Below are 13,648 nucleotides of genomic sequence, written 5' to 3' on the forward strand. Positions count from 1 at the left end.
GCTGGGGAGCGCGTCGCGCCGTGCGTATAATAAGGCGGGTAACGCCAAAATACGAGGCTCTGAGGGGATGCCATGTCTCAAGAAACCATCCGCGCGGCCGAGCGCGCCGCGGGACAGGTGAACGCCATGTCGACGTATGATCCGGACTCCGACCAGCTGCATGAGGAATGCGGCGTTTTTGGTGTCTGGGCGCCCGATCGCGACGTGGCTCGACTGACGTACTTTGGCCTGCGTGCACTGCAGCACCGTGGCCAAGAATCGGCGGGAATCGCCGTGGGCGACGGCGGTACGGTTATGGTCCGCAAGGATCTGGGCCTGCTCGACCGCGTGTTCTCCAATGCCGACTTGTCGACGCTCTCCGGTCAGCTGGCCGTGGGTCATGTGCGCTACGGCACCGCCGGCGCCAAGAGCTGGGAAGCCTCTCAGCCGCACCTCTCTACCATCAATAGCGTCATTATCGCGCTCGCGCACAACGGCACCCTCGTCAACACCGACGAGCTGCGCCGCCAGCTGATCGAGCTGGGCGTGCCGTTCCTCTCCAACTCGGATTCCGAGGTCGCGACTAAACTCATCGGCTACTTTACTCAGCGTACAGGCCATCTGCGCGAGGGCATTCGCAAGACCATGGAGCTCGTGCGCGGCGGTTACGCCATGACGCTCATCAACGAGCAGGCGCTCTACGCATTCCGCGATCCGCACGGCATTCGCCCGCTCGTGCTGGGCAAGCTGGTGGACGAGGGCCTGGACCAGGCCGATGCCGCATCCGTTTCGCAACTGCCGTCGCAGGACGGCGCCGCGACGGTCGACGCCACCACCCATGTCACCCGCGCCGGCGGCTGGGTCGTCGCCTCCGAGACTTGTGCGCTCGACATTGTGGGCGCCGAGTACGTCCGCGACGTCCGTCCCGGTGAGATTTTGCGCATCAGCGCCGAGGGCCTTGTGTCCGAGCAGGGCGTGCCTGCCGCCGAAGAGCCTGCTAACTGCATCTTTGAGCAGGTCTACTTCGCTCGCCCCGATTCCATCATGAACGGCAAGAGCGTCTACGCCTGCCGTTATGACATGGGTCGTCAGCTGGCACATGAGGAGCCCGTCGAGGCCGACCTGGTCATCGGCGTGCCCGACTCCGGCCTGCCGCCCGCGGAGGGGTATTCGCACGAGAGCGGTATTCCCTTTGGCGAGGGCCTCATCAAGAATCGTTATGTGGGCCGTACGTTTATCGAGCCCACGCAGGAGCTGCGAGCCATGGGCGTGCGCATGAAGCTCAATCCGCTGCGCGACAACATCGAGGGCAAGCGCCTGGTCGTCATCGACGACTCCATCGTCCGCGGTACCACCATGGTGCAGCTCGTCAAGATGCTGCGCAACGCCGGCGCCAAGGAGATTCATATCCGCATCAACTCGCCCGAGGTCATCTGGCCGTGCTTCTACGGTATCGATACCGACGTGCAGTCGCAGCTTATCAGCGCCAACAAGACGGTCGACGAGATTTGCGAGTACATTGGCGCCGATTCGCTGGCCTTCCTTTCGGTCGAGGGCCTGCTGAAGGTCATGCCCAAGGGCGGTTACTGCGATGCGTGCTTTACCGGACGCTACCCCGTGGCGATTCCCGAGAGCTTTGGCCGCGACAAGTTTATGGAGGGCTTTAAGCCCCGCAACCTGGACAAGCCGCTGCACTTTGACGACGACGCCGTGGTCGAGAAATACGACGACCGCAGTTGGGAAGAGGAACACGGCGAGGCCTAAAGCCTGCCATGTAGGGACAGGTTTATTTTGGTAGGTTTTACCTGCTGTTTTGTTGATATGACGGCGCGTGCTGTTATGGCGCGCGCCGAAATGAACGCAACTATGAGTACCGTTTGGCGCCCGCGCGGCGCCACGGTAGTGGGAGAGGAAGGCTCAGATGAGCGACAGCAAGCATGTGACGTACGAGGACGCCGGCGTCGATACCGCCGAGGGCGGCCGCGCCGTCGACGCTATTAAGCAGATGGTCAAGGACACCAACCGCCCCGAGGTTATCGGCGGCATCGGTGGTTTCGGTGGCCTGTTTTCGGCCGCCGCGCTCAAGGATATGGAAGATCCGATCCTGATCAGCGGCACCGACGGCGTGGGCACCAAGCTCGTGCTCGCCCAGATTATGGACCGTCACGAGACGGTGGGCCAGGACCTGGTCGCCATGTGCGTCAATGACATTTTGGCTTCGGGCGCCGAGCCGCTGTTCTTCCTGGATTACGTTGCCATCGGTCACATTGAGGCCGAGCACATGGCAAAGATCATCAAGGGCGTGGCCGACGGCTGCAAGCTCGCGGGTTGCGCACTCGTGGGCGGCGAGATGGCCGAGCACCCGGGCGTCATGGCCCCCGCCGATTACGACCTCGCCGGCTTTACCGTGGGTGTTGTCGATCGTCCCAAGATGCTCGACCCCGCGAACGTTCGCCCCGGCGATGTGATCCTGGGCCTGCCCTCCACCGGTGTGCACTCCAACGGATACTCGCTCGTGCGTAAGGTCATCGGTGTCGACGGTATCAAGCCGGGCACGCCCGAGGCTGCCGCTAAGGCCGAGGAGCTAAGCCGTCCGCTCGAGGAGCTCGGCGGCGCTTCGCTGGCCGACGCCCTGCTGGCCCCCACGCGCATCTACGTCAAGCCGATTCTGGAGCTGCTCCGCGGTGGCGCCAACGTTCATGCCATTGCCCATATCACCGGCGGCGGTATTACCGAGAACCTCAACCGCGCGCTTGCCGACGACGTCGACGCCGTGGTCACCCGCAACGGCGCCGAGATGGGCTGGGATGTTCCGCCCGTCATCACCTACGTGTCGCGCCAGGCCGAGCTCGCGCCCAACGAGGCATGCAAGACCTTCAACATGGGCGTCGGCCTGTGCCTGATCGTCGCTCCCGAGGACGAGGCTGCCGTGACCGAGGCACTGGTCGCGCTAGGCGAGAAGCCGTTCCGTGTGGGCGAGTGCGTCGAGGGCTCCGGTAAGGTCGTGTACTCCGATGAGCGCTAACGAGCAGATGGCTGATGCCGAGGGCCTGGGCTTTGTGCCCTATACCCGTCCGACCGGTACCGATACGGCTGAGCCGCTCAAGATCGGCGTGCTTATCAGCGGTTCGGGTACCAACCTGCAGGCGCTGATCGACCTGATTGCCGCCGGCAAGCTCAACGCTTCGATTGAACTTGTGGTGTCGAGCCGTCCTTCGGCCAAGGGCTTGCAGCGTGCCGAGCGTGCGGGCATCCAGACACTCACGCTGTCCAAGGATGTCTACGCCGACCCCATCGCTGCTGACGAGGTCATCGCGCATGAGCTGCTTGAGCGCGGCTGCGAATATGTGGTCATGGCCGGCTACATGCGCATGGTGCATACGCCGCTGCTGGCGGCGTTTCCCAACCGCGTGGTCAACTTGCATCCGGCGCTGCTGCCGAGCTTTACCGGCGCGCATGCGATCGACGATGCCTTTGCGCGCGGCGTCAAGGTGACCGGTGTGACCGTGCATTTTGCCAACGAGATCTACGACAACGGCCCCATCATCGCCCAGCGTGCGCTGGCTGTCGAGGAGGGCTGGGACGTCGACACGCTCGAGGAGCACATCCACGCGATCGAACATGTGCTGTATCCCGAGGTCGTGCAAATGCTCGCCGACGGCCGCGTTCACGTGCTGGAGAGCGGCAAGGTCGCAATTGATGCGCCTCGCGGCTAGTGGCGCACAGTACAATTTAGCCGAGTAGTCAGGGTGGTCATTGGCGCCAAGGCGCAAGTGGCCATCCTTTGTTTTAGGTAATCACCTGCGACGATCTTCAATGACTAGTCGTTAAAGAACGTCGCAGGTGACAAGGTGAGAGAGGTGGGCCCATGGCGGATAACGAAGCATTGTTTACGCCTGAGCTGGTGTTTTTTGATTGGGAGTGTGCGACGCCGGATGAGGTGTTTGCGCAACTCGAGGACGAGCTCGCTCCGCGTGGCTACATTGCGCCCGGTTGGCTCGACGCCGTTCGCACACGTGAGGATGCCTATCCCACGGGCCTTGCCATGCCGGCGGCCAACATTGCCATCCCACATACCGATCCGGGATTTGTGGCCAAGCCCTATATCGCGGTGGTAAAGCCCGCCGCACCCGTGACGTTCAACGCGATGGCGGGCATGGGCGCCCCGGTACCGGCGCAGATCGTCATCAATCTGGGTATTGCCGAGCCGGGCGGTCAGGTCGAGGCACTTCAGGCGCTCATGAATATCTTTATGGATGCCGATGCCGCAGCCGATGTACTCGGCCAAACCACGCCGCAGGGCATGGTCGACGCCATCCGTCGCCACTTCTAAAGTCGGCACTTGGGGACTGTCCCTAACTGCCGGCAGAAAAGGAACGTCCCTAACTGCCAACTGCCAGACCTGTCCCCTTTGCACCAAAATGGTGCAGATTAACCTGTCCCCCATGCACCAGGTGTGCCGCGGGGCTGCGTTGTGACACAATGGCGTTTGTTCGATTCGTGATGCGAAAGGCCAAACATGGCAAACAAGAAAAAGAACCCCGAGGTCGCGCCGACGTCCGAGCAACGGTCCCGCGCCGCCTCCAGCTCTCGTAAGAAGCAGCGCAAGACCTATGTGTCCAAGACCGTCAAGATCGTTCTGGTGGTCATCGGCGTGCTGGCGATGCTGCTTTCCGTCTCGGCGATGGCGTGCTCCGGCCTTATGTCGCAGGCTGAGGACACCTCGGGCTACAAGCTGACCGGCGGTGTTGCTGCCACTATCAACGGCACCAACCTTACCGAGGACACCGTGACCAAGCAGATCATGAGCATGCGCACATCCAACGGCTACACCAAGGATAAGGATTGGGCGCAGTATCTGGTTGACAACGACCTCACGCCCAAGAAGTACCGCAAGCAACTCATCGACTCCTATACGCAGCAGATTCTGCTTCAGCAGGCGCAGAAGGAAAACGGCGTGACGGTGTCGGACGAGGAGGTCGAGAAGGCTTGGAAGGACGCGTGCAAGAGCGCGGGCGGTGCCAAGGCCTTTAAGAAGACCCTCAAGACCTACGGCTATACCGAGGACACCTACAAGGACTCGCTCAAGGAGAGTCTGGCGCAGCAGAAACTCAAGGATGCCGTCGCGCCCACGAGCAAGCCCAAGGACAGCGAGATTGTCGATTACATCAACGAGAACCTGTCCAACTACAACGACGCCCGCCGCTCGTCGAACATCCTGATCAAAGTTGATTCCGACGCTTCCGATGAGGACAAGGCTGCTGCTAAGGCCAAGGCGCAGGAGTGCCTGGACAAGATCAACTCCGGTGAGCTGAGCTTTGAGGACGCCGTTGAGCAGTACTCCGAGGACACCGGTTCCAAGGAGAAGAAGGGCGATGTGGGCTGGGATAAGCTCACCACCTTCGTCGACAGCTACCAGACGGCGCTCGAGGGGCTCAACAAGGGCGACGTGAGCGAAGTCGTCGAGTCGACCTATGGCTACCACATCATCAAGTGCACCGACTACTTCCATGTCGATAATCAGGTCGATGACATTAAGCAGGTGCCCAAGGACATCAAGAAGTACGTCTCCAACGTGGTGAAGACGCAGGCGGCCAGTACTGCATACAGCGAGTGGCTGGAGCAGTACAAGAAGGACGCCGACATTACCGTCAACCCCATGCCCAAGGACGTACCCTATAACGTGAGTCTGAAGGGCGTCACCAAGAGCTCGACCGACGATTCGTCGACGACTGAGTAATCATGGGGCGGTGCTCGCGCGAGTGCCGCCCACGCTATTAGAGAGGATTTGCAGATGACCAACGAAGAGCTGCAGAAGGAAATGATCGCCGCCATGAAGGCCAAGGACAAGGTCCGCCTGTCCATCATTCGCCAGGTTAAGGCCGAGGTGAAGAATATCGAGGTCAACGAGCGCCGCGATGTGACCGAGGAAGACGTCAACAGCATGATCAAGCGTCTGATCAAGCAGACGAGCGAGACGCTGGAGATGTCCATCAAGGCCGGCACCGACCAGGAGCGTACCGACAACCTGACCGAGCAGGTCAAGATTCTGGAAAGCCTGCTGCCCGCGCAGGTTTCGGGCGAGGAGCTCGAGGCCCTGATCGAGCAGGTTATCGCCGAGCTGGGCGCCACGTCCAAGAAGCAGATGGGCCAGGTCATGGGTGCCTTGGGCAAGGCCACCGGCGGCAACTTCGACAAGCCGGCAGCGGCAAAGATCGTCGGAGCAAAGCTGGCTTAAGGGCCGAGCGGTACATAGTTGATGTTAAGGGGACGTGACCATTGCGGTCGCGCCCCTTTTTGCTGGGCTGGGCAATCATTGGGGACGGGCTTAAATGAGTGCCCAATGAGCGGGTACTCATTTAAGTCTGTCCCCAATGAGTGCCAACGAGCAGGTGGAAGGTTGCGGGTTCTTTACGGGAATGTAGTGTGGGCTGCGGAAACGCGGTTCTTTCCGTACAATAGTTCAACTCGTGTAAACGCAGGGAAGGGACATTCATGGCAGACATGATCGAGATCAAGCATCTCAACAAGTACTTTGGCGACCTGCATGTGCTCAAAGATATCAATCTCACCGTCAAGCGCGGCGAGAAGCTCGTAATGATCGGGCCTTCCGGCTCGGGTAAGTCGACGCTCATCCGTTGCGTCGATTATCTGGAGGAGCCCACGTCGGGCGAGGTCGTCATCGACGGTACGCCGCTCACCAAGAAGAATCACCTGGAGATGGCTCGCAAGTATAGCTCCATGGTGTTTCAGCAGTTCAACCTGTATCCCAACATGACGGTGCTGGGCAACCTGACGCTCGCGCCCATCAAGCTGCAAAAGAAGAGCAAGGAGGAGGCGACCGAGATCGCCATCGCCGCGCTCAAGCGCGTCGGCATGGCGCATAAGGCCGGCGAGTATCCGCAGAATCTCTCGGGCGGTCAGCAGCAGCGCATCGCCATCGCCCGCGCTCTGTGCACCAAGCAGCCCATCATCCTGTTTGACGAGCCGACTTCGGCGCTCGACCCCGAGATGGTCCAGGAGGTTCTGGACGTTATGATTGAGCTCGCGCAGGAGGACATCACCATGATCTGCGTGACGCACGAGATGGGCTTTGCGCGCCAGGTGGCCGACCGCGTCATCTTTATGGAGGACGGCCGCATCCTGGAGGAGGGCACGCCCGAGCACTTCTTCGATAACCCCGAGAACCCGCGCTGCCGCGAGTTCCTGTCCAAGATTCTGCACTAGGCGCGGTGATGGACATGACGGATATGACGAGGGCGGCCGTGTCGCGCCGTCACTTTTTGCAGCTGGCTGGCGCCGGCATGCTTGCGCTGACGGGGACCGCGCTTGCCGGTTGCGGCAACTCCACCAGCGGCGAGGGCTCCGACAAGGGATCCAAGCTTGCGGCCATCAAGTCGCGTGGCCATCTGAATGCCGGCGTTAAGAAGGACGTTCCCGGCTATGGCTATTACGACACCGCCAAGGGCCGCTTTGAGGGCATGGAAGTCGATTTGTGCTACCAGATCGCCGCTGCCGTCTTTGGCGTGAGCTACAAGGAGGCCCGCGCCCAGGAGCTAGTCGAGTTTACCGACGTAACGCCCAAGACGCGCGGCCCGCTGATCGATAACGGCCAACTCGACGTGGTCGCGGCGACCTACACCATCACCGACGAGCGCAAGAAGAGCTGGGATTTCTCGACGCCGTACCGCACCGACTACGTGGGGCTCATGGTCAAGAAGCGTTCGGGCTTTACCTCGATTGAGGACCTGGACGGCAAGGTCATCGGCGTGAGCCAGGGCGCCACCACGCAGAGCCTGATCGAGCAGATGATCAAGGACAACGGCTTTAGCTGCAAGCCCGAGTTTAGGGCCTTTAGCGGTTACCCCATCATCAAGAGTTCGCTCGACGCCGGCAATATCGACGTCTTTGCCATGGACCGCTCCACGCTGGCCGGCTATATGAACGAGACCGTTGAGTTGCTGCAGCCCGAGGTCAAGTTTGGCGAGCAGGGCTACGGCGTGGCGACCAAGAAGGGCTGCGACCTTTCGGCCGTGGTCGATCAGGTGATTTGCGATCGCCTGGCCGATGGCTGGCTCGACCAAGAGGTCAAGACCTGGGGTCTTGTATAGGCGCATCGTCCAAGGAAGGAATCAAATGCTCGAAGGATTATTTGACGCCGACCGTTGGTCGACGACATTTCAAAACATGGGGCCCTTCTGGGAGGGCTTTGGCGTGACGCTGCAGGTGGTCGTTGCCGGCCTGCTGCTGTCGCTGGTGCTGGGCACGCTGCTTGGCGTGTTCTCTACCACTCGCTCGCGCGTGCTGCGCGCCATAAGCCGCGTGTACGTGGAGTTTTACCAGAACACCCCGTTGCCCGTGCAGGTGCTCTTTATGTACATGGCCGGTCCGCAGTTTTTGCAGGCCATAACCGGTGCCGACCAGCCGGTGCGCATCGCGCCGTTCGTGCTGGGCTTCTTGGGTGTGGGCCTGTATCACGCGGCTTACATTTCGGAGGTCATCCGCACTGGTATCGAGGCGGTTCCGCGCGGTCAGATGGAGGCGGCCCAGAGCCAGGGCTTCACCCGTGCGCAGGCGTACTGGTACATCGTGCTGCCCCAGACGTTCAAGATCATTTTGCCGCCGCTGTGTAACCAGGCGCTCAACCTGGTCAAGAACACGTCGGTGCTGGCGCTTGTGGCTGGCGGCGACCTTATGTACCGTTCCGACAATTTTGTGAGTCTGTACGGTTACCTGCAGGGATATATCGTCTGCTGCCTTATGTACTTCATCATCTGCTTTCCGCTCGCCATGCTGGTGCAGTGGCTCGAGCGCCGCTCCAAGGAGCGTCCGCGCGGCGTGAGCCTGGCCGAGCTGGGGCTCGACAATGTAGAGGAGGCCTAGCGCATGGAAATCTTCAACGCGACCAACCTGCTCTACATTTGGGGCGGCTTTGTTAAGACAATCGAGATCTCGGCGCTGTCGATCTTTTTCTCGCTCATCTTTGGCACGGTGCTGGCGCTCGTTAAAAGCTATGCGCCCCGCCCGTTCCGTATTTTGGTGAGCGCCTATATCGAGCTGTTCCGTTGCACGCCGAACCTGCTGTGGATCCTGTTTATCTACTTTACGGTGCAGGGTTTGGACATTGTGATTTCGACCATCGCCTTCACGCTGTTTACCAGCGCTGTTATGGCCGAGATTGTGCGCGGCGGCCTCAACTCGATTCCGTGCGGCCAGTTTGAGGCGGCGCAGAGCCAGGGCTTCGGCTTCTTTGCCACCATGCGCTACATCATTCTGCCGCAGACGTTTAAGACGATCATTCCGGCGCTGTTTAGCCAGTGCACGACCGTCATCAAGGACAGTTCGTATCTTTCGGGCATTAACGTGGCCGAGCTCATGTACACGGCAAACGTCGTGATGGCCCACGCGATTGACCTGTCGCAGGTGCTTATGCTCTACGGCCTGGTGTTTGCGATGTACTTTGTGCTCAACTTTGGTATCTCGCTGCTGGTGAGAGCGTATCAGAGGCGAATGGTGGCAGCGTAGAATGTGGCAAAGGGACAGCCCCTTTGTCACATAGAGAAAGGAATCGCGATGAGCGATCTGGAGAACAAGAAGAATCCTGTGGTCATTACCATCGCGCGCGACTTTGGCGCCGAGGGCCACGAGATTGGTCGCATGCTTGCCAACGAGTTGGGGATTCCGCTGTACGATAACGAGCTGCTGGTGCGTGCGTCGCTGCGCGCGGGCGAGTCGCTCGACAAGATGGCCGCCTACGACGAGCGTCTGGCTGTGGAGAACATGGCGTTTCTGCCCGACCGCTACGATGCGCGTTCGTACTCGGATAAGTTGTTCCAAAAGATGAGCCAGGTGATTTTGGACCTGGGCGAGACCGAGAGCTGCATTATCGAGGGTCGTCTGTCCGATTACCTGCTGCGCAACAACCCTAACCACATTGCCGTGCTGGTGACCGCTCCCTTTGAGGACCGCGTCGAGATCGTGCGCAAAAAGCGTGGCCTTAACAAAAAGAAGGGCGCCAAGCTGGTCAAGCAGCAGCAGAAGGCGCGTGAGGCGTTCTACAAGCGCTACAGTGCCGGAAAGTGGAAGATGACGAGCGGTAAAGACATCGTCGTCAACCGCGCCAAGCTGGGCCGCGAGGGTTGCAAAGACGTTATTGCCGCCGCCTACCGCTACAAGGTGGCGCAGCTCGAAGGCTAACCGACCAAAACCACCACAAAGGTGCCTGTCCCCATCGTGGTGGTCGGGCGGCCGGCATAGAAAAAGTCCCCGCCGAGCGTGTGCTCGACGGGGACTTTGCCGTTTGGTGGCTAACGCTGTAGGTGATTACTCGCCCAGCAGGCTCTTGGTGATGGAAGCGGCGGCCTTCTTGCCGGCGCCCATCGCCAGAATGACCGTAGCGGCACCGGTGACGATGTCGCCGCCGGCCCAGATGCGGGGATCGGTGGTCTGGCCGGTCTCCTCGTCGGCGACGATGTAGCCCCACTTGTTGAGCTCCATCTTGCCGCCGATCTTCTTTGCGAAGGGGTTGGCGTTGGTACCGATAGCCGAGATTGCGACGTCGCAGGGAATCTCCTCGATGGCGCCCTCGATGGGCACCGGGCGACGACGGCCGGACTCATCGGGCTCGCCGAGCTCCATCTTCTGGACCTTGACGGCGCACACGGAGCCGTCCTCGCCAGCGACAAACTCGAGCGGGGAAACGAGCGGCAGAACCTCGACGCCCTCGGCCTTGGCATGGTGCAGCTCAGCGCGACGGCAGGGCATCTCGTCCTCGGTACGACGGTAGGCGATGATGGCGTGCTCAGCGCCCAGGCGCTTGGCGGTACGGACGGCGTCCATAGCCACGTTGCCGCCACCAAAGACAACGACGTTCTTGCCGTGCTTGGTGGGGGTGTCGTACTCGGGGAACTTGTTGGCCTTCATCAGGTTCACGCGGGTGAGGTACTCGTTCGCGAAGAAGACGTTGGGCAGGTTCTCGCCGGGGACGTTGAGGAACTTGGGCAGGCCAGCGCCGGTCGCCACGTAGATGGCGTCGAAGCCCTGCTCGAACAGCTCCTCGGCCGTGGCCATGTTGCCCACGACGGAGTTGTACTCAAACTTGACGCCCATGTCCTCCAGGCCGTCAATCTCGCGCTTGACGACTGCCTTGGGCAGACGGAACTCGGGGATGCCGTAGACCAGCACGCCGCCGCCGGTGAAGAAGGCCTCAAAGACGGTGACGTCAAAGCCGTTGCGGGCGAGCTCGCCAGCGCAGGTGATGCCGGACGGGCCGGAACCGACGACGGCGACCTTCTTGCCGTTCTTGGGGGCCATCTTGGGCGTGGAAGCGAGCTCGGGGCGGTCACCCAGGAAGCGCTCGAGCTGGCCGATGGCCACGGGCTCGGACTTCTTACCACGGATGCACTTGCCCTCGCACTGGTTCTCCTGCGGGCAGACGCGGCCGCAGATGGCGGGAAGCATGGAGTCCTCGCGGATGGTATCGAGAGCGCCGCCGAAGTTCTTCTCGCGGATCTGCTCGATAAAGCGGGGGATGTTGATGTTGACGGGGCAGCCCTCAACACAGAACGGCTTCTTGCAGTTGAGGCAGCGCTCGGCCTCGGCCAGCGCCATCTCCTCGGTGAAGCCCTTGTCGACGGGGCGGAAGTCGCAGGCGCGCTCGGCAGCCGGCTCCTCGTTATCGGGGGTGCGGGGCGACTTCATATCGGCAACGAAACGACCGTTAACTAGTGGCATGCGCAGCTCTTTTCCTCATAGGCCTTGAGGGACTCGCCCTCTTCGGAACGGTAAGCGGCCTGGCGGGCACGAAGGTCATCCCAGTCGACCAGGGTGGCATCGAAGTCGGGGCCGTCGACGCAAGCGAACTTGGTCACGCCGCCCACCTCGACGCGGCAGCAGCCGCACATGCCGGTGCCGTCAACCATGATGGGGTTGAGCGACGCGGTGATGGGGGTGTCGTACTTTTGGGCGGTGAGGGTCGAGAACTTCATCATCGGAACGGGGCCGACGCAGAAGACCTGGCTCACGGCCTTGTCCTGCAGCAGGCGCTCCAGCGGAGCGGTGACAACGCCCTGCTCGCCGTAGGAACCGTCATCGGTAGTGATGTGGATGTGGTCCTCGTCGAGGAGCTCGCGGAACTGGTCCTCCATGAGCAGGAGGTCCTTGGTGCGGGCGCCCATGATGGCGTGCACCTCGTGACCGGTCTCGACCAGGTGCTTGGCGACCGGGAAGGCAATTGCCAGGCCGACGCCGCCGCCAATGACAGCGCAGGGGCCCTCGGCCATCTCGGTAGGAACGCCCAGCGGGCCCACGACGTCGCGCAGCGACTCGCCGGCCTCGTAGGTGGACAGCATCTCGGTGGTCTTTCCGATCACCATGAAGATGAACTCGACCCAGCCCTCGTCACCGTTCCAGCCGGCCAGGGTAAACGGGACGCGCTCGCCCGTCTCGTTGGCGCGGACCATGAGGAACTGTCCAGCGTGCGCATGCTTGGCGATTGCAGGCGCCTCGATGCGGAACTTGAACACCTTCTCCGAGAACTGCGTCTTCTCCAGGATCTTATACATAGAACCCCTCTCTTGTTAGGGCCGCCGAACCGTGCCTCCACGGAAATGGACGGTAGCCCGAATAAAACCGTACGCGCACAGGCGTTGTGCAGACATACGGTGCAAATTATACCCTCATGGACATGTCGCTTACGTGTGTCTTTGGCAGGCGGGAAAAGTGACCTGCCATTTAGGGACAGGTTTATTTTGGCAGGTTTTATCAGGCAAAACGGCAAAGGGGGTCGGCCTCGCGCATCGGTGAGGCCGGCCCCCTTTGGAGCGTTGCGTATGTATGGCGGCACAGGGTTTATTGCGACGCGGCTGTCGCGGCGTTTCCGCATATAAAACCTGTCAAAATAAACCTGTCCCTAAATGGTAGGTTTTAGTGTTTGCCGTTGGCGGAAGCGGCGCCGTTTACGTGATCGCGGGCGTAGATTACGCCGTGGACGATGGCCAAACCGGCGGCATCTGCGGCGCGGGCGCAGGTGTCCTGGAAGTCCTCGGCCTCGCGGGTGCGCAGCTGCTTGAGCACGTAGTCGGCCACGGCCATCTTGCCGGGAGGGTTGCCGATGCCGGTGCGGATGCGACTAAAGTCGCGGCTGCCCATCTTGTCGATGATGGAGCGCAGGCCGTTGTGGCCGGCGTGGCCGCCGCCCACCTTAACGCGTACGTCGCCGGCGGGAATGTCGAGCTCATCATGGATCACGAGCAGCTCCTCGGCCTTGATCTTGTACTCGCGGCAGAGCTTGGAGATGGGGCCACCCGAGGTATTCATATACGACTGCGGCTTGACCAGCACGATTTGGCGCTTGCCGCCCTCTTCCTCGGCATCGTTGATATTGATGAGCGCGACCTCGGCGCCTGCCTGGTTTTTCCAGTACGTGACACCGGCCTGACGGGCCAACTCGTCGATTGCTTTGAAGCCAGCGTTGTGGCGGGTCTCGGCATATTCCTCGCCAGGGTTGCCAAGTCCGGCAACCATGCGAATCTTAAGCGGCTGTGCAGCTGCCATATTTGTCCTCCGTTACGTAAATAGTTCAATCAACGACAAAGGCTACCACGCTCGCCGAAGGCGAGGAAAGGTTGCAGCAAAGTCATTTCAGAAAACAGCTGCCCCGAGACAGCAG

General features: G+C 61.1%; 14 protein-coding genes. 11 read left to right on the plus strand and 3 right to left on the minus strand.

What is annotated here, in order from left to right; translation table 11 throughout:
• Nucleotides 1-72 precede the first annotated feature (72 nt).
• The 11 genes from AB5Z54_RS01605 to AB5Z54_RS01655 all read left to right on the plus strand — a co-directional run bounded on the left by AB5Z54_RS01605 (nt 73) and on the right by AB5Z54_RS01655 (nt 10,176).
• Nucleotides 73-1,743, plus strand: coding sequence for an amidophosphoribosyltransferase (locus AB5Z54_RS01605; RefSeq protein WP_148331751.1), 1,671 nt, complete (start codon nt 73-75; stop codon nt 1,741-1,743).
• 157 nt (nt 1,744-1,900) lie between these two features.
• Nucleotides 1,901-3,004 carry a phosphoribosylformylglycinamidine cyclo-ligase gene (purM, locus tag AB5Z54_RS01610; protein WP_055251557.1) on the plus strand — a complete coding sequence of 368 codons (1,104 nt, stop codon included), beginning with the start codon at nt 1,901-1,903 and terminating at the stop codon, nt 3,002-3,004.
• Nucleotides 2,994-3,695 (plus strand): phosphoribosylglycinamide formyltransferase, encoded by a 702-nt coding sequence (purN, locus tag AB5Z54_RS01615; RefSeq protein ID WP_368159835.1) that lies wholly within the window; start codon nt 2,994-2,996, stop codon nt 3,693-3,695. The genes purM and purN overlap by 11 nt, the downstream gene beginning before the upstream one ends.
• A 152-nt stretch (nt 3,696-3,847) precedes the next feature.
• A complete protein-coding gene (locus AB5Z54_RS01620) occupies nt 3,848-4,312 on the plus strand; it encodes a PTS sugar transporter subunit IIA (RefSeq protein WP_368159838.1) in 465 nt (154 codons plus the stop codon).
• 186 nt (nt 4,313-4,498) lie between these two features.
• Nucleotides 4,499-5,719, plus strand: coding sequence for a peptidylprolyl isomerase (locus tag AB5Z54_RS01625; protein ID WP_368159840.1), 1,221 nt, complete (start codon nt 4,499-4,501; stop codon nt 5,717-5,719).
• Between the two features lie 54 nt (nt 5,720-5,773).
• Complete coding sequence (locus AB5Z54_RS01630; protein ID WP_006235801.1) at nt 5,774-6,217, plus strand: GatB/YqeY domain-containing protein; 444 nt, start codon at nt 5,774-5,776, stop codon at nt 6,215-6,217.
• 257 nt (nt 6,218-6,474) lie between these two features.
• Nucleotides 6,475-7,206: an amino acid ABC transporter ATP-binding protein gene (locus tag AB5Z54_RS01635; protein WP_022094215.1), complete on the plus strand. Its 732-nt coding sequence runs from the start codon at nt 6,475-6,477 to the stop codon at nt 7,204-7,206.
• 8 nt (nt 7,207-7,214) lie between these two features.
• On the plus strand, nt 7,215-8,090 hold the full coding sequence (locus AB5Z54_RS01640) for a transporter substrate-binding domain-containing protein (protein ID WP_215673704.1): 876 nt from the start codon (nt 7,215-7,217) through the stop codon (nt 8,088-8,090).
• A gap of 25 nt (nt 8,091-8,115) precedes the next feature.
• The gene (locus AB5Z54_RS01645) at nt 8,116-8,862 is read left to right on the plus strand and encodes an amino acid ABC transporter permease (protein ID WP_035136546.1); all 747 of its coding nucleotides are present in this window, start codon (nt 8,116-8,118) and stop codon (nt 8,860-8,862) included.
• Nucleotides 8,863-8,865: 3 nt separating this feature from the next.
• Nucleotides 8,866-9,504, plus strand: coding sequence for an amino acid ABC transporter permease (locus AB5Z54_RS01650; protein ID WP_118289504.1), 639 nt, complete (start codon nt 8,866-8,868; stop codon nt 9,502-9,504).
• Nucleotides 9,505-9,552: 48 nt separating this feature from the next.
• Nucleotides 9,553-10,176 (plus strand): cytidylate kinase-like family protein, encoded by a 624-nt coding sequence (locus tag AB5Z54_RS01655; RefSeq protein WP_138341243.1) that lies wholly within the window; start codon nt 9,553-9,555, stop codon nt 10,174-10,176.
• 126 nt (nt 10,177-10,302) lie between these two features.
• On the opposite strand, the gene gltA is transcribed toward AB5Z54_RS01655, so the two are convergent.
• From gltA to pth, 3 genes are all read right to left on the minus strand, one after another.
• Entirely contained in the window at nt 10,303-11,712 is a 1,410-nt protein-coding gene (gene gltA, locus AB5Z54_RS01660; RefSeq protein ID WP_368159844.1) for an NADPH-dependent glutamate synthase, read from the minus strand.
• The gene (locus tag AB5Z54_RS01665) at nt 11,703-12,542 is read right to left on the minus strand and encodes a sulfide/dihydroorotate dehydrogenase-like FAD/NAD-binding protein (RefSeq protein WP_006235793.1); all 840 of its coding nucleotides are present in this window, start codon (nt 12,540-12,542) and stop codon (nt 11,703-11,705) included. The genes gltA and AB5Z54_RS01665 overlap by 10 nt, the downstream gene beginning before the upstream one ends.
• A gap of 361 nt (nt 12,543-12,903) precedes the next feature.
• A complete protein-coding gene (gene pth, locus AB5Z54_RS01670; RefSeq protein ID WP_368159847.1) occupies nt 12,904-13,533 on the minus strand; it encodes an aminoacyl-tRNA hydrolase in 630 nt (209 codons plus the stop codon).
• Nucleotides 13,534-13,648: the final 115 nt, after the last annotated feature.

Origin of the sequence: Collinsella aerofaciens, from assembly GCF_040910185.1 — a bacterium.
GTDB lineage: Bacteria > Actinomycetota > Coriobacteriia > Coriobacteriales > Coriobacteriaceae > Collinsella > Collinsella aerofaciens_BF.